Annotated in this window: 24 protein-coding genes and 1 tRNA gene; 12 read left to right on the top strand and 13 right to left on the bottom strand. The window is 64.5% G+C overall.

Annotated elements, in window-relative coordinates; translation table 11 throughout:
• From QZT63_RS02220 to QZT63_RS02250, 7 genes are all read right to left on the bottom strand, one after another.
• The coding region (locus QZT63_RS02220) for a diguanylate cyclase (RefSeq protein WP_290648204.1) at positions 1-1078 on the bottom strand (1078 nt) is incomplete at its 3' end.
• The gene (locus tag QZT63_RS02225; RefSeq protein WP_290648206.1) at positions 1075-1623 is read right to left on the bottom strand and encodes a methanogen output domain 1-containing protein; all 549 of its coding nucleotides are present in this window, start codon (positions 1621-1623) and stop codon (positions 1075-1077) included. The genes QZT63_RS02225 and QZT63_RS02220, both read right to left, overlap by 4 nt.
• A 306-nt stretch (positions 1624-1929) precedes the next feature.
• A complete protein-coding gene (locus QZT63_RS02230) occupies positions 1930-2142 on the bottom strand; it encodes a dodecin family protein (RefSeq protein ID WP_290648208.1) in 213 nt (70 codons plus the stop codon).
• Positions 2143-2491: 349 nt separating this feature from the next.
• Positions 2492-2797, bottom strand: a complete 306-nt coding sequence (locus QZT63_RS02235) for a cupin domain-containing protein (protein ID WP_290648210.1) — start codon at positions 2795-2797, stop codon at positions 2492-2494.
• 272 nt (positions 2798-3069) lie between these two features.
• Entirely contained in the window at positions 3070-4233 is a 1164-nt protein-coding gene (locus QZT63_RS02240) for a hypothetical protein (protein ID WP_290648212.1), read from the bottom strand.
• A 237-nt stretch (positions 4234-4470) separates the two neighbouring features.
• Entirely contained in the window at positions 4471-5187 is a 717-nt protein-coding gene (locus QZT63_RS02245; protein WP_290648214.1) for a matrixin family metalloprotease, read from the bottom strand.
• 612 nt (positions 5188-5799) lie between these two features.
• A tRNA-Pro gene (locus QZT63_RS02250) sits at positions 5800-5876 on the bottom strand.
• 361 nt (positions 5877-6237) lie between these two features.
• Between QZT63_RS02250 and QZT63_RS02255 the strand changes: the two genes are divergently transcribed.
• The 3 genes from QZT63_RS02255 to QZT63_RS02265 all read left to right on the top strand — a co-directional run bounded on the left by QZT63_RS02255 (position 6238) and on the right by QZT63_RS02265 (position 10195).
• The gene (locus tag QZT63_RS02255) at positions 6238-7365 is read left to right on the top strand and encodes an alanine dehydrogenase (protein ID WP_290648216.1); all 1128 of its coding nucleotides are present in this window, start codon (positions 6238-6240) and stop codon (positions 7363-7365) included.
• Between the two features lie 23 nt (positions 7366-7388).
• Complete coding sequence (locus QZT63_RS02260) at positions 7389-8678, top strand: aspartate aminotransferase family protein (protein ID WP_290648218.1); 1290 nt, start codon at positions 7389-7391, stop codon at positions 8676-8678.
• A 107-nt stretch (positions 8679-8785) separates the two neighbouring features.
• Positions 8786-10195 carry an ABC transporter substrate-binding protein gene (locus QZT63_RS02265; protein ID WP_290648220.1) on the top strand — a complete coding sequence of 470 codons (1410 nt, stop codon included), beginning with the start codon at positions 8786-8788 and terminating at the stop codon, positions 10193-10195.
• Between the two features lie 130 nt (positions 10196-10325).
• Here QZT63_RS02265 and QZT63_RS02270 read toward each other — a convergent pair whose 3' ends face one another.
• The 5 genes from QZT63_RS02270 to ispB form a co-directional block, all read right to left on the bottom strand.
• On the bottom strand, positions 10326-11531 hold the full coding sequence (locus QZT63_RS02270) for a branched-chain amino acid ABC transporter permease (RefSeq protein WP_290648222.1): 1206 nt from the start codon (positions 11529-11531) through the stop codon (positions 10326-10328).
• A gap of 3 nt (positions 11532-11534) precedes the next feature.
• The gene (locus QZT63_RS02275; protein ID WP_290648224.1) at positions 11535-12608 is read right to left on the bottom strand and encodes a branched-chain amino acid ABC transporter permease; all 1074 of its coding nucleotides are present in this window, start codon (positions 12606-12608) and stop codon (positions 11535-11537) included.
• 3 nt (positions 12609-12611) lie between these two features.
• Positions 12612-13319, bottom strand: coding sequence for an ABC transporter ATP-binding protein (locus QZT63_RS02280; RefSeq protein WP_290648226.1), 708 nt, complete (start codon positions 13317-13319; stop codon positions 12612-12614).
• On the bottom strand, positions 13300-14133 hold the full coding sequence (locus QZT63_RS02285; RefSeq protein ID WP_290648228.1) for an ABC transporter ATP-binding protein: 834 nt from the start codon (positions 14131-14133) through the stop codon (positions 13300-13302). Before QZT63_RS02285 ends, QZT63_RS02280 begins: the two co-directional genes overlap by 20 nt.
• Positions 14134-14272: 139 nt before the next feature.
• A complete protein-coding gene (gene ispB / locus QZT63_RS02290; protein ID WP_290648230.1) occupies positions 14273-15241 on the bottom strand; it encodes an octaprenyl diphosphate synthase in 969 nt (322 codons plus the stop codon).
• Between the two features lie 217 nt (positions 15242-15458).
• On the opposite strand from ispB, the gene rplU reads away from it, so the two are divergent.
• From rplU to proB, 4 genes are all read left to right on the top strand, one after another.
• Positions 15459-15773 (top strand): 50S ribosomal protein L21, encoded by a 315-nt coding sequence (gene rplU / locus QZT63_RS02295; protein ID WP_290648232.1) that lies wholly within the window; start codon positions 15459-15461, stop codon positions 15771-15773.
• A 16-nt stretch (positions 15774-15789) separates the two neighbouring features.
• Complete coding sequence (gene rpmA, locus QZT63_RS02300) at positions 15790-16047, top strand: 50S ribosomal protein L27 (protein ID WP_290648234.1); 258 nt, start codon at positions 15790-15792, stop codon at positions 16045-16047.
• Between the two features lie 114 nt (positions 16048-16161).
• Positions 16162-17199: an Obg family GTPase CgtA gene (gene cgtA, locus QZT63_RS02305; protein WP_290648237.1), complete on the top strand. Its 1038-nt coding sequence runs from the start codon at positions 16162-16164 to the stop codon at positions 17197-17199.
• A complete protein-coding gene (gene proB, locus QZT63_RS02310) occupies positions 17196-18335 on the top strand; it encodes a glutamate 5-kinase (RefSeq protein WP_290648239.1) in 1140 nt (379 codons plus the stop codon). The genes cgtA and proB overlap by 4 nt, the downstream gene beginning before the upstream one ends.
• Positions 18336-18431: 96 nt before the next feature.
• On the opposite strand, the gene rpsT is transcribed toward proB, so the two are convergent.
• Positions 18432-18695: a 30S ribosomal protein S20 gene (gene rpsT / locus QZT63_RS02315; protein ID WP_290648241.1), complete on the bottom strand. Its 264-nt coding sequence runs from the start codon at positions 18693-18695 to the stop codon at positions 18432-18434.
• 250 nt (positions 18696-18945) lie between these two features.
• On the opposite strand from rpsT, the gene murJ reads away from it, so the two are divergent.
• From murJ to ispH, 5 genes are all read left to right on the top strand, one after another.
• Positions 18946-20505 (top strand): murein biosynthesis integral membrane protein MurJ, encoded by a 1560-nt coding sequence (murJ, locus tag QZT63_RS02320; protein ID WP_290648243.1) that lies wholly within the window; start codon positions 18946-18948, stop codon positions 20503-20505.
• A 28-nt stretch (positions 20506-20533) separates the two neighbouring features.
• Positions 20534-21484 carry a bifunctional riboflavin kinase/FAD synthetase gene (gene ribF / locus QZT63_RS02325; protein WP_290648245.1) on the top strand — a complete coding sequence of 317 codons (951 nt, stop codon included), beginning with the start codon at positions 20534-20536 and terminating at the stop codon, positions 21482-21484.
• Between the two features lie 73 nt (positions 21485-21557).
• Positions 21558-24395: an isoleucine--tRNA ligase gene (gene ileS / locus QZT63_RS02330; protein WP_290648246.1), complete on the top strand. Its 2838-nt coding sequence runs from the start codon at positions 21558-21560 to the stop codon at positions 24393-24395.
• A 6-nt stretch (positions 24396-24401) separates the two neighbouring features.
• Positions 24402-24887, top strand: a complete 486-nt coding sequence (gene lspA, locus QZT63_RS02335) for a signal peptidase II (RefSeq protein WP_290648247.1) — start codon at positions 24402-24404, stop codon at positions 24885-24887.
• Between the two features lie 117 nt (positions 24888-25004).
• A complete protein-coding gene (ispH, locus tag QZT63_RS02340; RefSeq protein ID WP_290648248.1) occupies positions 25005-25976 on the top strand; it encodes a 4-hydroxy-3-methylbut-2-enyl diphosphate reductase in 972 nt (323 codons plus the stop codon).
• The last annotated feature ends 267 nt before the right edge of the window (positions 25977-26243 follow it).

Consider the following 26243-nt stretch of genomic DNA (forward strand, 5'->3'; position numbering starts at 1 on the left):
CCAGCACATCGCCAGCGCGCACACGACCATGGAGATAGCGCGCGACGGCGACCAGCAGCTGATCGCCGACCTGGTGCCCGGCCGTGTCATTGACCAGCTTGAACTGATCCAAATCGATGTAGATCAGCGCATGCCGCTCAGCGCCGCGGGAGGCGCGATGGTAGGCGGCATCGAGGTGCTGCTCGAAAGAACGCCGATTGTAGAGCGTGGTCAGCGGATCACGTTGCGCCAGGAACTGGAGCTGTTGGTTCGCCAGACGTTGCGCGGTGACATCTCGGAAGACGAGCACGGCGCCGGAAAACGTGTCGTCATCGCGGGGAATCGGCGCGGCCGAGTCTTCAATCCCGTACTCGGTGCCATCGCGAGCGATCAAGAGTGTGTGATTGGCAAGCCCGACGATACGGCCCTCACGCAGGCATTGACGCACAAGATCATCCGCCGGCTCACGGGTGTCCTCGTTGACAATATGGAACACCTCGCTGAGCTGCCGACCGACCGCCTCATTCTCGTTCCACCCCGTCAGCCGTGCCGCGACGGGGTTGAGGCGCTGGACGCGTCCGTCGGCATCCGTCGTGATGACCGCATCGCCAATACTGTAGAGCGTGACGACGGCGCTGTCCCGCTCCTGCTGGAGTAGTTTCTGGCTCTCCGCAAGCGCCCTCAGGGCGTTGTTCAGGTTTCCGATCTTCTTGTTCAGCAGCTCGAACGACGCGATCGAGCCATGGCTCAAGGGTAAGATGCGGATACAAACAAGACTCGGTCCGGAAACCTCGCTGCCGGGGATCAAGACGCCGGTACACCGCTCGCGCGGCGGTTGACTCGGCGCACGAACTCGCCAGCGCAGTCTCCCCGGCACCGGGCGCCGGGTCCTGAAGCACAAGCGGAGGAACGCGTTAACATGCTCGACCGGGTCGTCGACCAAAAGCTGAAGCGCGGTTCCCGCCAGCCGGCCGCAGTCACCTGCAAGCAGCCCCTGCGCTGAGCCGTTGACCCACCGCACAATCCCCTCGTCGCTCACGAAAATCACTGGCTCAGAGAGGCTGGCGGTGAAGTCTTTCAGCTCCCTGGGGAGGGTCAAGGGCGCAGGCTCCGGAAAAACTCGCCAACATCGCCTTCTTCGCCTGCTGCCTCGGGACGGAGGTGCACGACCACTCGGCAACCGCGGTCACCACGGGCGATGGCCTCAACGATCCTGACCCGGGCATAGCCCTGATTCTCCGCGGCAATCGTCCCAAATACCGACGACGTCATTTGGCACAGCGACGTTCGGCCAATCACCATATCGCCGAACGGGCAGGCGCGATTGACGAGGACAATTCGCTCGGGCGTGCACTCTTCAATCGAGAAGTCTCCGTTGATGCGGCGTTTCAGGTCCACCAGCACCGCTGCCAGTTGTTCCAAATCCAGGGTATCGACGCCGTATGCTTCACGGTAAGCAGGGTCGAGCCATTCGCCGATGCGCTGCCCGACCACCGAGATGAACCCCTCGGCCTCCTCAAGGCCGACGACCTCTTCCAGCATGCCGGAGAGTTCCCGGACCAGGCGTCGCAGAAAGATATCCCGCTCCAGAGGAATGTCCAGGTCTACGGATTGGGGAGGCGAAGTTGGGGTGGATTCATCCATGGAGGCGCTCCTGAAGGTCCATTCGTTAGACGCACGTGCAAGATACAATCAAAATGCGTTGCGATCCCCGCCTCAGTGGTCCGTGATACGGCGCTATCCGTCAGCACTGCACCCTCGCGGTTTCCGGGAGGGTGCCCTTATGGTCGTGCCCGGCGGCCGCGCTAATCCCAGGAGTCTCTGCACCTCGCCTTGCAGGCTTGGCTCCTGCGACAGGGGAATCAGCCGCCAGGCGCAGCAAACCCCTTGACGCCGAGCAGCCCGCCGGAGTTGATCCGGCACCCAAGAGCGCGCGCCCAGCCTGCTGAGCTACTTTTCGTATTTGAAGGAGAAGCTAACCTTGACCCTGAAGGCCGTAATCTTCCCGTTTTCGTCAATAGTGGCGTCCATTTCTTTCACTTCGGCAACGCGTGGATGTTTGACACTCTCCGTGGCGACTCCGATCGTATTACGCACCGCTTCTTCCCAAGATGTCTCGCTGCTGCCGATAATGTCGATCACCCTGTAAATGCTGTTTGGCATGGTGGCCTCCTACCGTGTGTTCATTTGAAGTTGTGTCGTTGTCGCAAACATCGATGTGCTGGTGTCCCAACGTCTTTACCGGTGGGACACCTCCAAGTGTAGACGCCTATCCGAGCTTCTGGGGGGATAGGGCACGGAAAAACGCACCAGTAACCAGCCCATCAATATGCAAGGACACGACCGCGCAGGCCCCGGCCATCGGTGCAGGGGGCCTTTCATCCCTTCATCCCTGAGCCCGGCACCTTGTGAAAGACGCCGGTGGGATGCGACAGCGACTGCATTTTGCCCTCCGACCCTTGCCAATCCATCGAGGTTGATCCGGCGGGACGCACACCGTGATGCTGTCCACTTAGCCGTCGCCGCTGGAAAAAATGACGAGCAGGTCCAAGGCCTCGTCCCCATTGTTTTTCAACGTGAGGGGCTCACCGGCTTCCACCAGTACAACCACGCCGGCGACTAGGTCGACCGCCTCGTCGTTCACCGCGCAGCGCCCAATGCCACTCAACACGTAGATCCAGCGATCCGCGCCGGAGAGACGATTATCCGGGCCGCCAACCTGTTCTTGCGGGGCAAGAACGATCGTCTGGGCCTTGCTGTGGGGGGTGCGGACCAAGTCCGTGATTCCCTGGGGAGGTGTGGGGACGAAGTGTTGCATGCAATCACCTCTTTCCTTTGGCAAAAACCATGAATTTAATAAAGCGAATCGGGCCTTGCAAGATGGCGGGCGACCTGCCAGCAGTTCCAGATGTGGACCTTTAAGCACCCCCCTGTCGGCGTCATGCCCGCGGCTGCGGGCTTCCTGAACCGGTGTCATGGCTGGCTGCCCGCCGTTGCCGGTATCACGAGCGCGACGGATCGCCGACAGACAATCGGCACAAGAGAATTGCCGCGGACTGGGGGAGACCGCGACCCTCGCCGTCGCAGGGGTCAGGCAGGGGCCGCCAACCGCACGTCATCGGCGGTGATGCGCTGCCCGCTCATCAACCGCGAGCGCAACTCTTTCACCAGCGACCTCTGCAAGCTCATGCCAAGCGTTGAGTAGGCTTCCTGGAGGAGTTCCAGTTGGCCTTTGCGCAGTTTTCCGCCGAGAACGCTGGCGACAGCGAGCGTCCTCAACAGGGTTAGCCGCTCGGGCGCGGTGAGGTGCGGCAAGTCCCGGCGACGTTCGGCCCAATCGAGATCGATGGTCCGGTCAGGCATCGCCAGCGCCTCCATGAGACGGGCCAACAAATAGACGTAATTCGGGTGCGCATCCTGGTTGCGTACCATCAGCTCCCCGACACCCTGGACAATGGCCCGGCGCGCACGCGGACCCAGGTGGGGTCGTTGCGTGACAACTTCCCGGACCAGGTCCTCCACGGTGAATGGCCCCAGCGCTTGCTCCCGGGCGTGCCGCATGATGCGCCGGGTAATCCACACGTTCCAGACGGCGTAAAGCGGCCCGGTCAAGAGGGGAATGAAGCCGCGCAAGGCCGTGCGTGCCAGGACGTGGCGGAACAGCACCCGCAGAATAAAGCTGCTCAGTCCGACCTTCATGCGATAGAAGATGTTCTGAGCCACGAATTTCCAGCGGGGCACGAGCGCGTAGGGATCGATTCCGTAGACCCGGCTTCGCGGGTTTGGCACCTCCAGTGCCGTGCGCGTCAACCCGCGCAAAGTCAGGGTGGCGTAGGGCCCCCCCTCAAGAGAAGCGCCGGTAATGCGGCTCAGTTTTCCGACGGAACGCAGGACGTTCCAGTACAGATAGCCGATTTCCACCACGCTGATCACGCCAGCGATCGCGAGGAATGCCGCCCAGTAGGGCCATTGGTCCTCCCAGGCCGCGGCATCCACGCCGTTCAGCAGGCCCCGGAAGACCAATAGCTCCAGGCCACCAATGATGCCACCGGAGAGGGCGCCGGCAGCAGCCGCCCAGCTCATGGTGCTGCGTTCAAGTCGCCTCAATGCCCGGAACTCGTCGGAGTCCAGTGCGTGCAGGTGCGAATCCCGAGAGGCACCATGGGCTTGCAGATAGGCCGCCGCCCACCGTTCCACGATGTTCGGGTTCGCCACGTACTGATCTTCCGGGGTGGCATTGGACGTCGCGGACATGCACCACCTCGCTGGTCCAGTCGCTACTGAGTGCGACTACCCTCATGACGCGAACTTTGGGCTTTCCTTGGCGCTATTCCTCCGGCTGCAGTCTGGTTGCAATGGGGGAGAGGGTCAGTGCACCGGCACACACAGGAGCTGGAGAACGGGCACAGGCATATGCTTGGCGGCCGTCCCCCAGGCGCGGACGGTTGTTGAGAGAGAGACCTCGCGCGATCGCGCCGATTGCTCAAGACATCAATGCTGGGCCACGCGACCCGTGCGTGCGCCGTAGAGCTTAGTCACGCCACGAATATCGCCGGGTTGGAGATCGCGGAATGCTTCCTCGTAGCGGAATGACATGACCTCACCGGACGGGCCCGGATGATCGAGACCGATGGTATGCCCGATTTCGTGGACGAGCGTGTAGCGGATATCGTAGACGTCGGTATTGCCGTCGAAGCCCACCTTCCAGGGTTGCTCAGGATTCAGGCACACCAGCGCCTGGTCAATGACCTTGACTCCGTTCTTGCTGCCGGGCGCGTACGTGACATTGGCGAAGGCGCGGCCGGTGGGGTGGACCTGGGCGCCAATGACGATATTCGCATGTGTCGGGTCCTCCATGGCGGTGAACGTGAGATCGGCAACCGCCTCCCAAGCGCGGAAGGCGGCCTTCATCTCGTCCTCCAAAGTCGCCCACGCAATGTTCGAGCGTGCCGCGAGCTTATCCAGAGGTGCCAGCTTGCCGCAGTTGCGGGTGTCCTCAAAGCGCATGGTCTCGTTCGCCACGGCGTAGGTGATCTCAGCGCCCGTGCCGAGGGTGTGCCCGCCCCATTTCACGTAGTGGCTGTCAAGTTCCAGGAGCCGGAAATCGACACTGTTGTCATTTGGGCCGGCCAGGGCAGCGCCCGCTGTAAGCAGGCAGGCCAATGCCAGCCGGAGTGCCACGCCCGACTTGGTCGCCGTTTCTGCCATTATTGCCCCCGTCGTCTTGTGGTGTTGTGCGCTTGCCGAGCGTGCGGTTGGCACTGGACTCAGGGGACATTACCGAGCTGGGGCGTCCCGATTCAGCGGGCCGCGTCACATTTTTTGCGTTCGCCCTGGAGGCGGCGTGCTCGCGTCTCGCGGGTTGCCGTAGGTGTTGTTCGGGGATCGTCAGGTGGAGATGGGTGGATGGTGAGGGCCTTGCGCGGGGCATTCCGCAGTGGTGGGCAGTATGGCGTCGACGATGAACGCCCCATGGGCCATACGCTCGTCTTGGAAACGGCCGGCGGGTTTTATCCGTCCGTCAGCGCGGCCGCCTGGTTCTGGCCCACCTCGATTCGGCACAGCCTGTGGCGGAACTCCACGTGGCGTGGAGCCCTGCCAGCGGTCATGAGGTTGCGGGCCGCTCGATGAGGGTATGGTGCAGTGCCCCGGTCCAGGCGTTGGCATTGAGGACTGCCACGGGCTTTGCGGACCCGCGCTTGTGGTCGTGCACGCCGACGCCGGCTTGCCAGGGAAGAGCGCATGGGCAGGCGTGTCAAGGCTTGCTGTCACCGCAACCAAAAAAGGCCTACGAGAAACCCCGTAAGCCCTTGACCTGTATGGTCGGGGTGGCAGGATTTGAACCTACGACCCCTGCCTCCCGAAGGCAGTGCTCTACCAGACTGAGCTACACCCCGATATGTGTGCCACGCGCGCGCCATCCGTAAGCGCTGGCCGATGGAGCGGGACGTCCCATCGGCCATGACTGTGGCGCCTCCGGCGGCGCCCCCGGAACCGGCGATGTGTTGCGCCGCTGCCGGCGTTGCGCGGGGCGCGATTATAGGCGATTGCACCAGTGCTTTCAATTGGCGCTCGGGCTGTGTGGGGTATTGGCGCTCAAGCCCCTTGAGCGCCCGCCGTTCATTATGGCGGTACCGCGGCGATAGTCGTGGCCGCCGTTTGACGGTCCCGGCGAGGCAGCCACATACTGCCTTCAACGCCTTCCCAAAGGGGAGGCAAGCCGATCAGCGCAGTGGAAGACCGGAGGCATGAACGATCATGGGTGGTGCAACCATCGGGGTGCCGGTCGAGATCAAGAACCACGAGGGGCGTGTCCCCTTAACCCCGGCGGCGGTGCACACCCTGAGAACGCGGGGTCACCGGGTTGTGTTGCAGGCTGGTGCTGGTGAACGGGCCGGGTTCCCCGACGCCGAATACGAACTGGCAGGTGCCCGCATCACCGGCGATGCATCGCATGTGTGGGGCGCTGACCTGGTGGTGAAGGTCAAGGAGCCCCAGCCGGCAGAGTACACTTACTTGCGCAAGGATCTGACGCTGATCGCGTTTTTGCACCTTGCGGCGGAATCGGATTTGACCGCCGCCCTGCTGGGCTCGGGGATACGGGCCTACGCCTTCGAGACACTGACCGACTCCCAGGGTGGTCTGCCGCTCCTCGCACCCATGTCCGAGATTGCGGGGCGTGCTGCGCCGATCCTGGGTGCGGGGCTACTGTCTTCAGCCGGAGGTGGCTCCGGGACGCTGCTGGGGGGTGCAGCCGGAGTCCCGCCCGCCCGTGTGGTGGTCGTCGGGCTCGGTGTCGCCGGCACCATGGCGGCCCGTGGTTGCCGAGGGCTGGATGCCCACGTCACCGGGATCGACATCGACCTCCACCGCTTATTCGATCGCAAGTGCAGCGGCGCCGTCGACGCAACGCAGGCCAGCGAACCGTCGCTGGTCGGTGAACGCGTGGGCGAGGCCGATCTTGTCATTGGCGCGGCGTTGGTTGCCGGCGCCCGCGCTCCCACCGTCGTCAGCGAGGACATGGTGGCATCCATGCGCCCGGGATCGGCCATTGTCGATCTGGCGATCGATCAGGGTGGCTGTGTGGGTACGGCGCGGCCGACGTCCCTCACCGAGCCGAGCTACGTCGCGCATGGCGTGATGCATTACTGCGTGACCAATGTGCCCGGGCAGTTCCCTCGCACCGCGTCGGCGGCGCTGTCCGCCGCGGTGGCGCCGACCGTGCTTCGTCTGGCCGACGATGTCTGCTCCGGGCGAGCCGGGACTGCCGAAGAGTCGCCGGAACTCGCGGGAGCGCGCAACGTCGACCAAGGCGCCATCGTGCACCCGGCGGTCGCGGCCGCATTCCCGGATCTCTCCCGGCGTACGCCGGGGGACGAGACCTGAAACCAGGATGGATGGAGCGAACCATGGCGAGGCATGCCGATTTGCTGGCGCGGCACCGACGGGTTCTCCCACAGTGGCTGTCGTTGTACTACGGCGAACCCATTGAACTGGTGCGGGGCAATGGGCGCCGGGTGGTCGATGCGGAGGGCCGCGAGTACCTTGACCTGTTCGGGGGCATCCTGACGACGATGACCGCGCATGCGCTGCCGGAGGTGGTGGAGGCGGTCCAGCGCCAGGCCGAGCGCATTCTGCATACCTCCACGGTCTACCTGATCGAGTCCCAGGTCGAGCTTGCCGAGGAAATCGCCCGGCTGGCGCCGATGGACGATGCCAAGGTGTTTTTCACCACCTCGGGGAGCGAGGCCAACGAGTTCGCGCTGCTACTGGCGTGCACCGAGCGCCGTTCCCACCAGGTGCTGGCATTGCGCAACAGCTACCATGGGCGGTCGTTTGCCACCATGGCGATTACGGGTAACCGGGGCTGGTCCGCGTCGGCGCTTTCACCTGTCGATGTCAAGTACGTCCATGGCGGGTACCGTTACCGCTCGCCGTACCGACTCCTCGACGATAACGCCTACATCGAGGCCTGTGTGGAAGACCTTCGCGACGTGATCGCCACCCAGACGGCGGGTGATGTGGCCTGCTTCATTGCCGAGCCGATCCAGGGCCTCGGCGGGTTTGCGACCCCGCCGGACGGCCTGTTCGGTGCGATGAAGGAGGTGCTGGACGCGCACGGCATCCTCTACATCACCGATGAGGTGCAGACCGGCTGGGGGCGCACCGGCGAACACTTTTGGGGTGTGCAGGCGCACGCGGTTACCCCGGATGCGCTGACGTTCGCGAAGGGCATCGGCAACGGCCTGACGCTTGCCGGGGTCGTGGCCCGCGGCGACCTGATGGACGGCATCACCGCCAACTCCATTTCGACATTCGGCGGCAACCCGCTGTCGTGCGCCGGCGCCCTTGCCAATCTGCGCTACCTCATCCAGCACGATCTCCAGGGCAATGCTTTGCGAATCGGTGGTTACATGATGCGGGCGCTGTGCGAGCGATCGGCCGCTTGGCCCGCGGTCGGCGAGATCCGCGGCAAGGGACTGATGATGGGCATCGAGCTTGTGCGCCCGGAAACACGCGAACCCGACCCGGGGGCGGCCGGCCGTGTGCTCGAGGCGGCGAAGACGCGAGGGGTTCTCATTGGTAAGGGCGGCTTGCACAACAATGTCCTGCGCATCGCGCCGCCGATGACGCTGACCCGCGAGGAAGCCGACGAGGGCCTGGCGGCGCTTGAGGCCGCCCTCAGCGAACACAACTGACACTGCAGATCTGCCCCGTTGCAGGCGATTGCGCTGGTCGCAAATTGCGAGCAGTCCCCCGCCAGGCTAGCATCAAAGGCATTTGTGCTACGGTGATAGCTGAGGCATTGGGAAGTGCCGAGTGCGAAGCAAAAACAGGATCGATCGACTCCAGCAAACAGTGGTGTTGCCGAAGGGGGATCGCAGTCATGACGGAGAGCAAACGTGTAAGTTCATCGACACCTCGTGCCGGTGTGGCGGGGCTGACAGCTCTGGCGTTGAGTATGGCTTCGACTGGTGCGATGGCAGAACCGCCGTCGATCACGCTTGGCCAAATCGCACCGTTCACCGGTTCGGGCGCCGAGTTCGGCGAATACTACCGCGATGGCGCTCAGCTTGGCATTCAGCACATCAATGCTGCCACCGAGGAGGTGCTCGGTGGCGCCATTATCGGCAATCATGTCTCTGAGGACAGCGCGTCCCTCCCGAGCCCCGCGATCGAGGCGGCGCGGGGACTGGTCGAGGTGCACGGCGTGCCGGCGATTATCGGCGGTTGGTCCAGCGGTGTGACAGTGGCGGTCGCGACGTCCGTGACTATACCTTCGGAGGTTCTGCAAGTCTCCAACGGGTCGACATCGCCACTGATCTCCGTTCTGCCGGAGGACCGTGACGCCGACCTGCTGTTCCGGACTACGGCGTCGGATGCGCTACAGGGCGTAGTTGCGGCCCAGCTGGCGGCCGGCGAGATTATCGATGACTATCAGTTCGACACCGTTGCGACCATCTTCATTAACAACCCGTACGGCCAGGGGCTGTCGAACGCGTTTGCCCGTTCGTTCCAGCTCCGCGGGGGGGTGGTTCACGCACAGGTTCCGCATCCGGAAGAAGTCCAGCCAACCTATACTTCGCAGCTCGCCTCGGCGTTGCAAGATGACCCGGATATGCTGTTCGCTGCGAGCTACCCGGCCCATACCGCGACCTTCCTGTCCGAGGCGCGCGATATCTTTGACCAGGAGACCTGGCAGTTCGTCGACGGTAATCGTGCCGACGAGGTCGTCGAGGCGCTGGGTGCCGATGCCGTCGAGGGCGTTATCGGCACCGCACCGGGGCAGGATCCGGACCTCGAGGGCTTCCAGAACTTCTCCGAGCAGTTCAGGGAGGAGTTCGGGCACGACCGCATCCCGCCTTTCACCGAGTCGGCCTATGATGCGGCGATCGCCATCGGCCTGGCGGCGGTCAAGGCCTATGCGGACGGGTACGACAATGCGGACGATATCACCGGGCCGGTGCTACGTGACCGGCTGCGTGACGTCTCCAATCCGCCCGGGCTGACGGTTACGGCCGGAGACTATGACAGCATCATCGCGGGCATCGAGGCGATCATGGACGGTGAAGAGGTCCAATACAGTGGGGCGGCCGGCCCGGTCGATTTCGACGACAATGGCGACGTGCTGACGCCCATCGCCATCTGGCAGTACACGGACGGCGCCAGCGAAACGATCCAGATCCGCTCCCCCGAGGAGATTCCGGACGAATAGGGCGTTGTGTCAGCCTTGTTGCACTGGGGGGCGTCATATGACCCCAGTGAAGCGAAGCCCTGAATTGAGGGCTTCGCTTTTGCCAGCGGGCTGAGGGTTGTGGCGAGGCGGCCTGCTGGCACTGCGTGTGTCAGCGTCCGGCCGGGCCCCGCAGGTAGGCGGACACCCGCATCTCCTCCTTGAGCAGGCCCTGAGGCCGGAACAGGACCACAGCCGCCAGCAGCAGCGAGACCAGCAGCCAGCGCACGTATTGGGCGCGCCCGGGTAGGTCCGAGTGGATTGCGGCCAGCGCCGGTTCCAGCGCGTTGGCGAGGAATGCCGTCCCGGCCCAGACACCCCAGACCAGGATCGCGCCCACGATGGCGCCACGGTGGTTTCCGCTGCCCCCGAGCATGAGCATGATCCAGACAAGGAATGTGGCGAACAGCGCGTGGAAGTGGCTGTAATCGATGGCGACCGTGTAGTGCGCATAAAGCGCGCCGGCGATGCCCATGATCACGGCACCGACCACGAATGCCTGAATGCGCGCGAAGGTGACATTCTTGCCGTTCATGGCCGCCGAGGTCTCCTCGTCACGCACCGCGCGCAGTTTCCGGCCCCAGGGCGAGCGGCAGGTGCGCTCGATGACCACGTAGATCAAGGCCAGAAAGCCTGCGACGATCATCAGATAGAACGCGGTATAGTCGCGCGTGCTCAGAGGTTCGATGATCCATACCATCGACTCGGGTACCCAATCGCAGTGGCGGGTCTCGAACAGGCACCTGCCCGGTTGGGGAATGCCACGCAGGGGCTGGGGCCCGTTGGCGAGCCAGCGTTCGTTCTGGAAGATGAGCCGGATAATCTCCGCCACGCCGATGGTCGCGATGGCAAGGAAGTCCAAGCGTAGCCGCAGCACCGGTGCGGCAATGATTAACGCAACCACCCCGGATACCACCGCCGCGGCGAGCACGCCCACGAGGAAAGGCAACTCAAGCCCAAACAGAACCTGGGTGTACTGGGCCGCCAGACCGGTTGGCGCCTCAATGGTAAACAAAGCCGAGGTGAACGCGCCGATCGCGAAAAAGCCCGCGATACCGAAGTTCAGGTGCCCCGCGTAACCCCACTGCGTATTCAAACCAAGGCTGAGAATCGCGTAGATGCTCGCCATGGTCATGAAGCCGATGAAATAGGACAGATAACCGGGGGGAACGCTGGCTGCAATGCCGAGGCCGACAGCGAGACCGAGAATAATCCCGCCCGGGAGCCGCCATCGAACCCCGGGCGGCCACAGGATGGGGAGGATGAACGCCAGCGCCACGCCCAGCATCAGACCCTTGAGGAATACCACCTGGGACATGGTTCACCCCTCTGTACGGCCGAACAGCCCCTGCGGGCGGATGAGCAGCGTCACCACCATGAGTACGAACGCCACCGCGGGACCATATGTCGGATTCAGGAATGACGTCGACACCTGGTGGGCAACGCCGATGATGAGCGCTGCAACGAAAGCCCCGTAGGGATTACCGATGCCACCCATGATAGTGGCAGCGAACATCGGCAGCAGGAGCCAGAATCCCATCTCCGGGCGGAGCTGCGAGCTCAGGCCATACATGACGCCGCCGGCCGCGGCGAGGCCGCCCCCGAGCATCCAGGTCCAGGCAATGACGCGCTCCGTATTGATGCCGCGCACCTGCGCGAGGTCGGGGTTGTCTGCGCTGGCGCGCATCGCCTTGCCCATGCGGGTCCATTCGAGGAGGCAGTACACGGCGCCGACCAAAACGAAGCCGAGAACGAGAATAAACAGCTGGTCGGCGCGGATGCGCACCCCGAACGGCAGGTAGAGGGCAGGATTCGCTCGACCGGGAAAGTAGAAATGGAAGTCCGGCCCCCAAATCAGGTAAATCATGCTACGTACGAAAAACGCCATCGCCAGTGAGGCCATGGCGAACAGTACGAGATGGGCTCCCGCTCGCCGCAGACGCCGATAGACCACGCGGTCGATACCGACCGCGACCGCACCGACCACCGGCATCGCGATAAGCAGCGCCACGAGGAACTCATAGCCGAAGGAGAATGGTCGTAGCGGTTCCCCTTGGGGCAGTAGCGCCATCATCGAGAGCGCGACGTAAGCCCCCAGAGTCACCAGGGCCCCGTGCGAGAAATTGGGAAATTTCATCACACCATAGACGAGTGACAGGCCGATACTGCCCAGGGCGATCACGCCGCCCAGCATCAGGCCCCACATGGTCAGCGACAGAAGGCGTTGCGCGCTGGCCCCGGACATCAGGCCCGCCACGTACATCCCCGCCAGGACCACCGCGAGAAGGCCGATCAGGAACCCGCGCGTGCGGATGACCGCGCGCACATGTTCGCCGACGCGGCGCTGATCAGCGGGCAGCTGCGGCCCCTTACCGCTCGATTCGGGTACGGACATCGTTTACCCCCCCAGGTACAGGCGAGCCACGTCGGGATCCTTCAGGAGTTCCTGCCCCGTGCCATCGAACCGGTTCTCGCCGCTTGCCAGCACGTAGCCCCGGTCTGCCACCTCGAGCGATTTTTTCGCGTTTTGCTCGACCATGAGAACAGCCGGTCCGGCGGCGTTTATGCGGAGGATGTTCGCGAAGATCTCGTCGACCAGTTTCGGCGATAGACCGGCTGAAGGCTCGTCGAGCAACAGCAGATCCGGCTGCAGCATCAAGGCGCTCCCCATGGCCACCATTTGCCGTTCGCCGCCGGACATCTTGCCAGCGCGTTGCCGCCGGCGTTCCCGCAGCTTGGGGAAGAACTCGTAGACTCGTTCGCGGCGTTCCGGGATCTCGCGCGCGGTGAGCAGGTAGCCCCCCATATCCAGGTTTTCCTCGACCGTCAGGGTAACGAAGACATTGGCGACCTGGGGCACATAGCACAAACCGAGCGTGACAATCTCGTGGGGCTTGCGTCCGTGGATGGGCTTGTCACGATACGTGATTGTGCCGGACTTCGGAGTCAGAAGGCCGAAAATGGTCTTCATGAGGGTCGATTTTCCCGCCCCGTTCGGTCCGATTAATGAGACGATCTCCGCCGCACCGACCTCCAGATCAACATCGCGGAGAATTTCCATGTCGCCGTAGCCCGCGGTCACCCCCTCAGCTTTCAGTAGCGGCATGCTGGCCTCCGAGGTAGGCCTCCAGAACCCGCGCGTCGGTTCGCACCGCCTCCGGGGGACCCTCCATCAGATAGCGGCCCTCGCTCATCACGATCACGGGATTGCACAAACGCATGACCAGGTCCATGTCATGTTCAATGATCAGGAAGGTGATCCCGTGCTCGGCGTTGAGCCGTTCGATGTTCTCCCGCAGGCGGTCCATCAGGGTCGGATTGACGCCCGCCCCCGGTTCGTCGAGCAGAACCAGCTTCGGATTTGCCATCAGTGTACGCGCGAGCTCAAGCAGTTTCTTCTGGCCGCCGGAGAGGTTGCGGGCGTATTCATGGGCGAGATGCGACAGCTCGAGCATCTCCAGGACCCTTTCAGCGTCTGCCCGGAGCGCTTGTTCCTGTGCGCGCACACGACCTGGCCGCAACAGGCTCGCGAAGAAGGATTCGCCAGCCTGTTGCCGGGGCACCAGCATCAAATTTTCAAGCACAGACATGCTTCCATGCTCCCGCGGGATCTGAAAGGTCCGGCAGAGTCCGCGCTCGAAGATCCGGTGCGGCGGCAAGGCGGTGATGTCCTCGCCGTCAAGGAACACGCGCCCGGCTCTCGGTTCCAGGTATCCGGTGATGACGTTGAACAGGGTCGTCTTACCCGCACCGTTCGGGCCGATCAGGCCCGTAATCGTCCCGCGCCCGACGTTGAGTGATGCCCCGTCCAAGGCGCGCAAACCGCCGAAATCCAGGACCAGGTTGTTCACCCCCAGCAAGGGATTGGTCGAACCGGCGCGATTGCCATTGACGGTGGTGTCCCACGGCATAGTCGCCATTCACTTCGACTCCGGTGAAGGGGCGCGCTTGAGTCGCACAGGCCCGGGCGCATGCCCGGACGTTAGCAAAGCCTCGCGGGGGTGTCGACCAGAGCGGCCAGCGTTGCCACGCGATGGGCACGAGGAAGGGGCCGCCGCGTCAGTAATCCCGCTCCACGCTGAAGCGGGCGAGGTTTTCCATGGCGTTGCGGTACGATGATTCCGGTAGATACGTGAGACTGGCGATGGCCTTGTCCACTGCCTGTTCGGCGAGCCCGCGCGTGTAGGCGATCGCGCCGGTGGTCTCAATCGCGTCCAGTACCGCGTCGATGTCCCTGCGGCCACCCTGTACAATCGCCCTGCGGATCGTCTCCGCCTGCGATGGCGATCCGTGGCGCATGGCGTGAATCAGGGGCATGGTGGGTTTGCCCTCGGCCAGGTCATCGCCGACGTTCTTGCCCGTTGCCCCGGCGTCCCCGGTGTAATCCAGAGCGTCGTCGACCAGCTGAAACGCTGTTCCCAGCTGGCGACCGTACTCGGCCAGGGCTTGGTTGACCTGGTTCGGCTGCTCCGCCAGCACCCCGCCAAGTTGTGCAGCGGCCTCGAATAGCGTCGCTGTCTTGCAGTAGATGACGTGAAGGTAGCTCGTCTCGGTGGTATCGGGCTCGTGCACGTTCAGGAGCTGCATGACCTCGCCTTCAGCGATGGTGTTCGTCGTGCGCGCCATGATCTCCATGACCGGCATGCTGCCAACGGCCACCATCATCTCGAAGGCCCGGGAGTAAAGAAAATCCCCCACCAGCACGCTCGCCTGATTGCCCCAGAGTTCGTTGGCGGTCGCCTGGCCGCGGCGCTTCGCCGATGAGTCCACGACATCGTCATGCAGGAGCGTTGCGGTATGAATGAATTCCACCACCGCAGCCATCTCCAGGTGCGCCTGACCTTCATAACCGCACGCGCGCGCGGAGAGCAGCAACTGCAGCGGGCGCAGGCGTTTGCCGCCACTATTGATAATATAGGCGCTAAGCTGGTTAATTAGGGCCACGTCCGAGCGCAGTCGCGCCTGAATCAGCCGGTCCACAGCGGACATGTCGTCCGCCAGGAGTAAGCGGATCTCTTCAATGGTCATGGGCGTCTGCGGGCGAACTGCGTGGGCCATCCGGCAAGCCGGGCTCATGGGGGGCCGCGCTCTGGCGGCGCGATGCGGGGCCTTACAGTAGGTGCGCCCCCGGAGGGTGTCAAGTGACGGCTTCGATTGACCTGCGCTCATGCAGGCGCTATGCTCTCGCGCCTTCTCAATGCGCGTCTGTGTAATGCGAAATCAAGCAACGGAGAGTGAACGGACCATGTACGCCGTGATCAAAACCGGAGGCAAGCAGTACCGAGTCTCGGAAGGGGATATCCTGCGTGTCGAGAAGCTCGACGCCGAGCAGGGTGCGGCCATTGAGTTTGACCAGGTGCTGCTCGTCTCGGACGGGGACGATGTCAAGATCGGCGCCCCGGTGCTCGACGGCGGCAAGGTCAATGCCGAGGTGGTTGAAACCGGCAAGGGCGATAAAGTGCGGATCGTGAAATTCAAGCGCCGCCAGAACTATCGGCGCATGAAAGGACACCGCCAGCCGTACACCGAAGTCAAAATCACAGGCATTTCCGCAGGCTGATTACCAGGAGCAAGTCATGGCACACAAAAAGGCAGGCGGTAGCACGCGCAACGGCCGGGATTCCGAGTCGAAACGCCTGGGTGTAAAGCGCTTCGGCGGCCAGGAGGTCGTGCCGGGCAACATTCTTGTGCGCCAGCGCGGCACGCGTTTCCACGCTGGCGAAGGCGTCGGGGTCGGCCGGGATCACACGCTGTTCGCCAAGGCGGGCGGCAAGGTGGTGTTCGAGCGCAAGGGGCCGCGCATGCGCCAGTTTGTGAGCGTGCGTAGCCACTGAGCGCGACGACGCGGCGCGCCGAAAACCCCGTCCTCGCACGGGGTTTTTTGTTCCCAGGCGCTGGGATTTTGCGTTCATAATTCGCTCGTTGGCCAAGGCTGAGCGACGTTCTCCATGAAATTCCTCGATGAAGTCACCATCCATGTCGCTGCCGGTAACGGCGGTGACGGCTCCGCCAGCTTCCGGCGCGAGAAGTTCATTCCCTACGGCGGTCCGGACGGTGGTGATGGCGGGGCGGGCGGCAGTGTCTGGCTGCAGGCGGATGAAGGCTTGAACACCCTGGCCGACTTTCGCCATGAGCGCCGCTTTCGCGCTGAACGCGGCGAGAACGGCATGGGCAGTCAGCGCACCGGGCGCAGCGGCCGTGATATCACCATCCTCGTGCCCACCGGCACCGTGGTTCACAATCGCGAAACCGGGGAGCAGCTCGGTGACCTGACGCGCCACGGCGAGCGGCTACTCGTCGCCAAGGGCGGTCGGGGTGGGCTGGGGAACATCCACTTCAAGAGTTCCACCAACCGGGCCCCCCGTCAGGCCACCTCGGGCAAGCCTGGCGAGCAGCGGGATCTGGATCTGGAGCTGCAGGTGCTGGCTGATGTTGGTCTGCTGGGGATGCCCAATGCCGGCAAGTCGACATTCATTCGCGCGGTCTCCGCCGCGCGACCCCGGGTCGCCGATTACCCATTTACCACGCTGCATCCCAACCTCGGGGTGGTCCGCGTCGGTGCCGACCAGAGCTTCGTGGTCGCGGATATCCCGGGGCTGATCGACGGTGCCGCCGAGGGCGCCGGGCTGGGGGTTCGTTTTCTCAAGCACCTGAGCCGCAACAGGCTGTTGCTGCACCTGGTCGATGCCGTGCCCGCTGATCCGCAGCAGGATCCGGTGGAGGATGTGGCGAGCGTCGCCCAGGAACTGGCGCGGTTCAGCCCGCAACTCGCGGCGACGGAGCGCTGGCTGATCCTCAACAAGCTTGACCTTCTGCCCGCAGAAGAGCGCGAGCCCTGGGCTCAGGCGCTCGTCGAGGCCATGGGCTGGACGGGGCCGGTCTACGCCATTTCCGGGCTCAGCGGTGAGGGCACCCGCAGACTCTGCCAGGATGTCATGACGCGCCTGGAGCGCCTGGCGGAAGAGGCGAATGAGGGCACCGCATGAGCCCAGAGCGCCACAGTTCAGGCCCCGACCGAACCACGTCGCGTAAGTGGGTGGTCAAGGTGGGGAGTGCCCTCGTGACCAACGAGGGGCGTGGCCTGGATCACGCCCGCATCGCCGGCTGGGTGGAAGAGCTTGCAGCTCTGCGCAAGGCGGGTATCCAGGTGACCCTGGTGTCCTCCGGTGCTGTGGCGGAAGGCATGCAGCGGCTGCAGTGGTTGATGCGCCCGCGGGAACTCTACAAGTTACAGGCGGCCGCGGCGGTGGGGCAAATGGGCCTTGTCCATGCCTATGAGGCGGAGTTCCAGAAGTACGGCCTGCATACCGCCCAGGTGCTGCTGACCCACGACGATCTCAGCGACCGGCAGCGTTACCTCAACGCCAGAACGACTTTGCGCACGCTGCTGGAATTGGGCGTGATTCCGGTGGTGAACGAAAACGACACTGTGGCGACCGACGAGTTTCGCTTCAGCGACAACGACACGCTTGCGGCGCTGGTGGCCAATCTGGTGGAGGCGGATCTATTGGTGATTCTCACCGACCAGGCGGGCCTGTTTGATTGCGACCCGAGGCAGCACCCTGAAGCTCGCCTGATTCCCCTGGCCGATGCCGGGGATCCGGAGCTTGAGCGCCTGTGCGGTGGTCGTGCCGGGGCATATGGCCGTGGCGGCATGTTGAGCAAAGTGCGCGCTGCGGCGCGTGCGGCGCGCTCGGGGGCGGCGACGGTGATCGCGTCCGGCCGGGAGGCCGGCGTGCTGGATCAGGTTCGCAGCCACGCTCAGGTGGGTACCTATCTCCGTCCCGCGCAGGAGCCGCTCGGTGCGCGCAAGCAATGGCTTGCAAGCCAGATGACCGCCCGTGGACGGCTTTATCTGGACGCCGGTGCGGTGCGCGTTCTGCGCGGTTCAGGCCGCAGCCTGCTGCCGGTGGGGGTGACCGCTGTGGAGGGGCGCTTTTCCCGAGGGGAGATCGTCAGCTGTCTGGCGCCAGACGGGCGGGAGGTGGCGCGCGGGCTGGTGAACTACAACGCGAACGAGGCGAGCCTGATCAAAGGTTATCCCAGCGACCGGATCGAGACGCTGCTTGGCTACGTGGATGAGCCGGAGCTGATCCACCGGGACAATCTCGTGTTGCTGTGAATTGGCCTCGCTGCCCGGCAGATGCTTTCCCAAGCCAACGCAAACGCCGCCGAACCCGGTCGGGAACAGCGGCGCCTCAAGCCGTGGCAGGCACATTCAGCCCAGCGCGCGGATATGCGCATTCAGGCGGCTCTTATGCCGCGCCGCCTTGTTCTTGTGAACGATGCCCTTGGTGGCCATCCGGTCGATCACGGGCACTGCGGCTTGGTAGGCAGCCTGCGCGCCCTGCTTGTCGCCCGCCTTAATGGCTTTAATGACCCGCTTGATCTTCGTGCGCATCATGGAACGGCGCGACTTGTTATGCAGACGCCTGGCTTCGTTCTGGATGGCACGTTTGCGTGCTTGTGGCGAGTTGGCCAAGGTTGAACTCCTGAGGGTCTTCAGCAAGGTCCGGAAAGGGCACGTAATATGCGGATTCCGGCGGCGCCTGTCAACCTGCCGCGCGCGGCGCCCCATCGCGCGCCGGCTGACTGCTATCATCCCCGGCTTTCGACGGCAGCAAATCGTCCGCGGGCAACCCGGGCATGGCAACCAGAACGACGCTGCTGCGTGGACACAGACCGGGTCGCCGGCGGTCTGGCGTCGCCACGCGAGCTGGGGAGATCGGTGCATGAGCCTGTTCCGCTCAACGGCCATCTTTGGCGCGTTGACCATGGTCTCCCGCGTCCTGGGACTTGCACGGGACGTGGTTATTGCCAATGTGTTCGGTTCCAGCGCGGCGACCGACGCCTTTTTCGTCGCCTTCAAGATCCCCAACTTCATGCGCCGGCTGTTCGCCGAGGGCGCGTTCTCCCAGGCGTTCGTCCCCGTGCTCTCGGAGTACAAGACGCAGCGCGACGCGGCGGCGGTGCGCACCCTGGTGGGGCGGGCCTCCGGCACGCTGCTGCTGATCCTGCTCGCGCTGACGGTGCTGGCTGTACTCGGCGCAGACTACCTGGTGGTGCTGTTCGCGCCCGGCTTCATGGACGAGCCTGACAAGTTCGCCATGGCCGCCGATATGCTGCGCATCACTTTCCCTTACCTGCTGTTCATCTCCCTGGTGGCCTGCGCCCAGGGGGTACTCAACACGTACGGCCGCTTCGGCCCCCCCGCGATTGCGCCGGTGTTGCTCAACCTTGTTCTCATCGCCAGCGCCTGGTGGTGGGCAGACTGGTTCGATGAGCCCATCCGGGCCCTGGCCTGGGGTGTGTTTATCGCCGGGATTTTGCAACTGCTGCTCATGCTGCCCTACCTGCGGGCCGTGGGCATGCTCGCGCTGCCGCGGCCTAACTGGCGTGACTCCGGCGTGCGTCGCATCATGCGGCTCATGCTGCCGGCGTTGTTTGGCTCCTCCGTGGCGCAGATCAATCTGCTGGTGGATACCATCCTGGCGTCGTTCCTGATCACCGGCAGCGTCAGCTGGCTGTATTACTCCGACCGCCTGATGGAGTTTCCCCTGGGCGTGTTCGGGGTCGCCCTGGGAACCGTGATCCTGCCGCGCTTGTCCGGTGAGCATGCCTCGCGTTCCCCGGAGCAATTCTCGCGCACACTGGACTGGGCCCTGCGCTGGGGCGTGCTGATCGCGACCCCGGCCATGGTGGGGCTGGTGGTGATGGGCGGGCCGATCCTGGCGACGCTCTTCCAGCATGGCGCGTTCACCGCCGCGGATACCCGCTCCGCGTCCTGGAGCGTCATGGCCTATGCCCTCGGGCTGTATGGGTTCATGCTGGTGAAAGTACTCTCGCCGGGGTATTTCGCCCGCCAGGACATGAGAACACCGGTCAAGTACGCTGCCACGAGCATGGTTTGTAACATGGTACTCAGCGTCACGGCCGTACTGCTTCTCATCGACACGGGCGTCGGCCATGCGGCCCTGGCCATGGCCACAGGCATTGCCGCCACCCTGAACGCCGGGATGCTGTTCGTCGGCCTGCGCCGCCGGGGTGTCTACAAGCCCGGTCCGGGGTGGACGCGATTGCTCGGGCAGGTGGTCGCAGCCACGGTGGTGATGGGCGGGGTCCTCGCCTTGGCTGTGGCGGATCTCCAGGCATGGATCGATGGCACGGCGCTGGAGCGGGCATCAGCGTTGGCCGGGTGGGTCACACTGGGGGTGGTGCTCTACGGGGGAAGCCTGCTATTACTCGGGCTGCGGCCAAGCACCCTGCGCGAGCCTGCAACGGCGAAGTGTTAGCCACGGCCTCTCACGGAACTGGACTGGTATGGAACTGATTCGCGGGCAGCACAACTTGAAGCCGCGTCACCGGGGCTGCGTGGCGACGATCGGCAACTTCGACGGCGTGCACCTGGGCCACCAGTGCATCCTGCGCCGCCTGCGCGAAGCCGGCGCTCGGCTGGGCCTGCCGACGCTGGTGATGAGCTTCGAGCCCCACCCCCTGGAGGTCTTTCGCCCGGACGAGGCGCCGGCGCGGATCACGCCCCTGCGGGATAAGGCCCGTGCTCTGGAAGCGGCGGGCGTGAACCGCTTTCTTTGCCTGCCGTTTCGTCCCTCGATCTCCAGCATGGCACCGCAGACGTTCATCGAGGATTTGCTCGTACGCCGACTTGGCGTGCAGTTTCTTATTGTCGGTGACGACTTTCGCTTCGGTCATCGTCGCGCCGGCGATTTCACCACGCTGCAGGAGGCGACCGACAAATACGGGTTCGAGCTGGAGCGCACCCCCACGTTCGAGCTCGACGGCGCGCGGGCCAGCAGTACCCGCGTGCGCGAAGCGCTGCGCCGGGGCGATCTCCCGGGCGCGGAGCGCCTGCTGGGCCACCCCTATGAGCTCTCGGGGCGCGTGATCCATGGAGACCGGATCGGGCGTCAGCTCGGCTTCCCGACAGCGAACATCCGACTGCGCCGCCACCCCCCCATGAGCGGCATCCTCGTGGCGGACGTCGACATTGGCGACGGGCCGCGACCCGGTATCGCCAGCATGGGCAACCGCCCCACGGTTAACGGCAAGCGCGCGCTTCTGGAGGTGTACCTGCTTGATTTCAACGGCAACCTGTACGGGCGCCATCTCACCGTGACATTCCGCGACTGGCTGCGGGGCCAGGAACGCTATCAGTCCCTGGAGGCGCTGCGCGTGCAAATCGCCCGCGACGTGGAGTACGCGCGGCTCTGGTATCGGCGCAACGGCGTCCTTGCCGAGGCAAGGGATGACTGAATCGTACCCGCACGCGATCTGGTACACTTCAGGGTTTGGCAGTCGTGATTAGAACCCAGGAGCGAGTGGATCGGTGAGTGACTACAAACACACCCTGAACCTGCCGAAGACCGATTTCCCCATGCGCGGGAATCTGGCGAAGCGCGAGCCCGATGCCCTGCAGCGCTGGGAAACCATGGACCTCTACGGCACCATCCGCAAGGCGCGGGCAGGGCGTGAGACCTTTATTCTGCATGACGGCCCCCCCTATGCCAACGGTGACATCCACATCGGTCACGCCGTCAACAAGATTCTCAAGGATATCATCGTCAAGAGCCGTACCCTGGACGGCTACGACGCACCCTACGTCCCCGGCTGGGACTGCCACGGCCTGCCCATTGAGCTGAAGGTGGAGCAGGATATCGGCAAGGCGGGAGAGGGCATCTCCCTGCGCGCGTTCCGAGACGCCTGCCGGGCGTTCGCGATGCGCCAGATTGACCGCCAGCGCCGCGACTTCAAGCGCCTCGGTGTGCTGGGCGACTGGGAGCGTCCCTACCTGACGATGGCCTACGCCACCGAGGCGAACATCCTGCGGGCGCTCGCGCGCATCATGGCTGAAGGCCACATGGTTCGCGGCTTCAAGCCCGTGCACTGGTGCGCCGACTGCGGGTCGGCCCTGGCCGAGGCGGAGGTGGAGTACCACGATCACACCTCGCCGGCGATTGATGTCCGGTTCACCATTGTGGACACCGATGATCTGGCCAGGCGCGTCGGCGTGGAGGCGGCGGCGCTGGCCGGTTTGCGGGCTTCCGTGCCCATCTGGACGACGACCCCGTGGACGTTGCCGGCAAACCGGGCCGTGGCCCTTCATCCCAAACTCCAATACCGCCTGCTGCTGGTGGAGGACGCCGGCGAGCGGGAAGTGCTGCTGCTGGCGGACGGGCTCGAGGAGACAGCCTTGGGCCGCTACGGCATGGTGGTGGTCGAGGAACTCGCGCGTGTCGCGGGCACATCGCTGGAGCGTCTGGCGCTGCGGCATCCGTTCCTGGAGTTGGACGTCCCCGTCATCCTGGGCGATCACGTCACCACCGATGCCGGTACCGGTGCCGTCCACACGGCCCCCGGGCATGGTCAGGAAGACTACGTCGCGGCTCAGGCCTACGGCCTGGACGTGGTCAATCCGGTGGGCGACGACGGCTGTTTTCTGCCGGATACGCCGCACTTTGCCGGCGAGTTCGCCTTCGATGCCAACAGCAGCATCGTGGCGTTGCTGCAGGAGCGCGGAGCGCTTCTCGGCCACGAGCGCTATCGGCACAGTTATCCATGCTGCTGGCGGCACAAGACCCCCATCTTGTTCCGCGCCACGCCCCAGTGGTTCATCAACCTGGAGCGGGCCGGGCTGCGGGCGACCGCCCTGGAGGCCATCAGCCAGGTCCGCTGGATGCCGGCCTGGGGGCAGAGCCGCATCGACGGGATGGTGCGCAACCGCCCGGACTGGTGCATCTCCCGGCAGCGCAACTGGGGTGTTCCCATTGCACTGTTCGTGGACAAGCGCACCGGCGAGCCGCACCCGCGGACACCACGCCTCATGGAAGCAGTGGCCCAGCGCATGGATGCGGACGGAATCGACGCCTGGTACGACCTGGACCCCGTCGAACTGCTCGGCGCCGAGGCGCAGCATTACGAGAAGGTGCGCGATATCCTCGACGTCTGGTTCGATTCCGGTGTCACCCACGCCACCGTGCTCGAAGGCGACGAGCGGCTGCGCGTACCTGCAGATCTGTACCTGGAAGGCTCGGACCAGCACCGTGGCTGGTTCCAGTCCTCCCTGCTGACCTCGGCGGCCATCCGCGGCCATGCGCCGTACCGCGGTGTGCTCACCCACGGGTTCACCGTCGATGCCGACGGCCGCAAGATGTCCAAATCCCTGGGCAACGTCATCGCCCCGCAGGAGGTGATGAACAAGCTCGGGGCCGACGTGCTGCGGCTCTGGGTCTCGTCGTCCGACTACAGCGGCGAGCTGGCGGTCTCCGAGGATATCCTCAAGCGCACGGCGGATGCCTACCGGCGCATCCGCAATACGGCGCGCTTCCTGCTTGGCAATCTCCACGGCTTCAACCCGGCGAGCGATCAGGTCAGCCCCGAGCGCATGCTGCCCTTCGACCGCTGGGCGGTGGACCGTGCGCTGCAGGTGCAAGATGAGATCGTCCGCTGCTATGACCAGTACGAGTTCCACCGCATCTACCACCGCATCCATAATTTCTGTGCCGTGGATATGGGCAGCCTGTACCTGGACGTCACCAAGGACCGCCAATACACCACGCCGGGCGACAGCCTGGCCCGCCGGTCCTGCCAGACGGCCATTTACCATATTGCCGAGGCCCTGGTGCGCTGGATCACGCCAATCCTGAGCTTCACCGCCGACGAAATCTGGCAGCACTTGCCGGGCGATCGCGACAGCACCGTTTTCACCGCCGAGTGGTACGACGGGCTCGTTGCCCTCGACGGCGCCGATGGTTTCGACCGACCCTTCTGGGAGCAGGTCACCGGCGTGCGGGACGCGGTCGCCCGGGAGCTGGAAGCCCTGCGCGGTGACAACCACATTGGTGCTTCCCTGGACGCCGAGGTCGAGCTCTACTGTGAGCCTGCGCTTCTGGAGCAGTTGCAGCGCCTGGGCGATGAGCTGCGGTTCCTGCTGATCACCTCGGAGGCACGGCTGCACCCCGCGACCAATACCCCGGTGCAGGCGGCCCGGGCGGAGCTGGATCGGGGCGGGGCCTTGGGCATCGTTGCGGTCCGGTCGGCCCACGAGAAATGCACCCGCTGCTGGCACCGCCGCGAGGACGTGGGGTCACACCCCGAGCATCCCGAACTGTGCGGGCGCTGCGTGGCGAACGTGGATGCCGATGGCGAAAAGCGCCGCGTGGCATAGTCCATCATGCGCCGGTGGCCGTCTCTTTGGGTGTCCGTCGCGGTTGTGGTCGTCGCGCTTGATCAGCTGACGAAGCTGCTGGCGGACCATTTTCTGCACTACCTGCAGCCTGTTGCGCTGTTGCCGGTGCTGAACCTGACCCTCAGCTATAACCCCGGCGCGGCGTTCAGCCTGCTGGGCGATGCCGGAGGTTGGCAGCGCTGGCTGTTCACCGGGATTGCTCTCGCAGTGAGCGTGGGGCTCATTATCTGGTTGCGCCGTCTGCCGCCCTGGGAGCGCTGGCAAACCTGGGGGCTGTCGCTCATCCTTGGTGGCGCCATCGGCAATGTTATCGACCGGATCGCTTACGGGCATGTGATCGATTTCATCCACGTGCACTGGCGCGACTGGCACTATCCCATCTTCAACGTCGCCGACTCCGCCATCACCATCGGTGTGGTGCTGATCCTGATACACGCCTTCTTCCTCGACGGCAGGCAGCAGGGACACTAGAGGCCGCCTGCTGGCGAGGGGTGGCGCCCTGTCCGCTGACCTGGGACAGCCCGTTTTGCTCCTGCCGCCGCAGGGGCTACAATGGCGGCTCATCCAACGGCTTCAGTGAGACCACTTATGCCCCGCATCCTTCTGGCCAATCCGCGCGGCTTTTGCGCCGGTGTCGATCGGGCCATCGGCATTGTCGAGCGCGCCCTGGAGAACTTCGGCGCGCCCATCTACGTGCGCCACGAGGTGGTTCACAACCGGCGCGTCGTCGATGGCCTGCGCGAGCAGGGGGCGGTGTTTGTCGAGGAACTCCACGAGGTGCCCGACGGTGCGACGGTCATCTTCAGCGCCCACGGCGTATCCCAGGCGGTGCGGGAAGAGGCCGGCCGGCGCGGGCTGCGGGTGTTCGACGCGACCTGCCCGCTGGTGACCAAGGTGCACCTCGAAGTGGAAAAGCACGCGCGGCGCAGCCGGGAAGTGGTGCTAATCGGCCACGACGGCCATCCTGAAGTCGAGGGAACCATCGGCCAATACGTGGGCCAGGGCGCCGAGCGTGGCGCCATCTACCTGGTGGAAACGCCAGAGGATGTCGAGCGGCTTGACGTCCGCAATCCCGAGGAACTCGCCTTCGTCAGCCAGACCACGCTCTCCATGGACGATACCGCCCGCATCATCGAGGCACTGAAAGCCCGCTTCCCGGCGGTTCAGGCCCCCCGCAAGGACGACATCTGCTATGCCACGCAGAACCGCCAGGATGCGGTCAAGGATTTGGCTGAACAGGCCGACATGCTGATTGTCATCGGCGCCAGAAACTCCTCCAACTCCACGCGCCTGCGGGAGTTGGGTGAGCGCATGGGCATCCCCGCCTACCAGATCGACTCTGTGGAAGATCTTCAGCAGGAGTGGGTGCAGGGCCATCAGCTGATCGGCGTCACGTCTGGCGCTTCCGTCCCTGACGTGCTGGTGCAAGAGGTCATCGAACGGCTCAACAGCTGGGGCATCGACAGCCCCCGCGAACTCAAGGGACGCGAGGAGAATGTCGTCTTTTCGCTGCCAAGAGATCTCATGCGCAGCGGCTCCACGGCAACCGCCAACAGTTGAGGACACAGCTGCCGCAGACGCACGACTCAAGCTGGGCCCGTGCGCCCTTGGCGCGCTTGGTTTAACGGTGCGTTACGCTGTCGCTAACGCCCCCTACGCCCTTCGACCGGCCGCGTTGCCATGGCATGGCTACACGCCGTAGACGTAGGGCGGATTAGCGCAGCGTAATCCGCCGTGGATGACATAGCGCCGCAGGCGCACGACTCATGCTGCGTCTGTGCGCCCTTGGTGCGGTTCGTTTAACGGTGCATTACGCTGCGCCGATCC

Origin of the sequence: Aquisalimonas sp. (assembly GCF_007120195.1) — a bacterium.
Classification (GTDB): Bacteria; Pseudomonadota; Gammaproteobacteria; order Nitrococcales; family Aquisalimonadaceae; genus Aquisalimonas.

Bases quoted from the DNA above. Each gene is read 5' to 3' on its own strand.
- QZT63_RS02260 (WP_290648218.1), top strand. From the start codon at position 7,389: ATGGCGAGGCATGCCGATTTGCTGGCGCGGCACCGACGGGTTCTCCCA.
- cgtA (WP_290648237.1), top strand. From the start codon at position 16,162: ATGAAATTCCTCGATGAAGTCACCATCCATGTCGCTGCCGGTAACGGC.
- QZT63_RS02225 (WP_290648206.1), bottom strand. From the start codon at position 1,623: ATGGATGAATCCACCCCAACTTCGCCTCCCCAATCCGTAGACCTGGAC.
- rplU (WP_290648232.1), top strand. From the start codon at position 15,459: ATGTACGCCGTGATCAAAACCGGAGGCAAGCAGTACCGAGTCTCGGAA.
- rpmA (WP_290648234.1), top strand. From the start codon at position 15,790: ATGGCACACAAAAAGGCAGGCGGTAGCACGCGCAACGGCCGGGATTCC.
- murJ (WP_290648243.1), top strand. From the start codon at position 18,946: ATGAGCCTGTTCCGCTCAACGGCCATCTTTGGCGCGTTGACCATGGTC.
- QZT63_RS02285 (WP_290648228.1), bottom strand. From the start codon at position 14,133: ATGGCGACTATGCCGTGGGACACCACCGTCAATGGCAATCGCGCCGGT.
- lspA (WP_290648247.1), top strand. From the start codon at position 24,402: ATGCGCCGGTGGCCGTCTCTTTGGGTGTCCGTCGCGGTTGTGGTCGTC.
- QZT63_RS02270 (WP_290648222.1), bottom strand. From the start codon at position 11,531: ATGTCCCAGGTGGTATTCCTCAAGGGTCTGATGCTGGGCGTGGCGCTG.
- QZT63_RS02255 (WP_290648216.1), top strand. From the start codon at position 6,238: ATGGGTGGTGCAACCATCGGGGTGCCGGTCGAGATCAAGAACCACGAG.
- QZT63_RS02235 (WP_290648210.1), bottom strand. From the start codon at position 2,797: ATGCAACACTTCGTCCCCACACCTCCCCAGGGAATCACGGACTTGGTC.
- ribF (WP_290648245.1), top strand. From the start codon at position 20,534: ATGGAACTGATTCGCGGGCAGCACAACTTGAAGCCGCGTCACCGGGGC.
- QZT63_RS02275 (WP_290648224.1), bottom strand. From the start codon at position 12,608: ATGTCCGTACCCGAATCGAGCGGTAAGGGGCCGCAGCTGCCCGCTGAT.
- QZT63_RS02245 (WP_290648214.1), bottom strand. From the start codon at position 5,187: ATGGCAGAAACGGCGACCAAGTCGGGCGTGGCACTCCGGCTGGCATTG.
- QZT63_RS02240 (WP_290648212.1), bottom strand. From the start codon at position 4,233: ATGTCCGCGACGTCCAATGCCACCCCGGAAGATCAGTACGTGGCGAAC.
- QZT63_RS02280 (WP_290648226.1), bottom strand. From the start codon at position 13,319: ATGCCGCTACTGAAAGCTGAGGGGGTGACCGCGGGCTACGGCGACATG.
- QZT63_RS02230 (WP_290648208.1), bottom strand. From the start codon at position 2,142: ATGCCAAACAGCATTTACAGGGTGATCGACATTATCGGCAGCAGCGAG.
- ispB (WP_290648230.1), bottom strand. From the start codon at position 15,241: ATGACCATTGAAGAGATCCGCTTACTCCTGGCGGACGACATGTCCGCT.
- ispH (WP_290648248.1), top strand. From the start codon at position 25,005: ATGCCCCGCATCCTTCTGGCCAATCCGCGCGGCTTTTGCGCCGGTGTC.
- proB (WP_290648239.1), top strand. From the start codon at position 17,196: ATGAGCCCAGAGCGCCACAGTTCAGGCCCCGACCGAACCACGTCGCGT.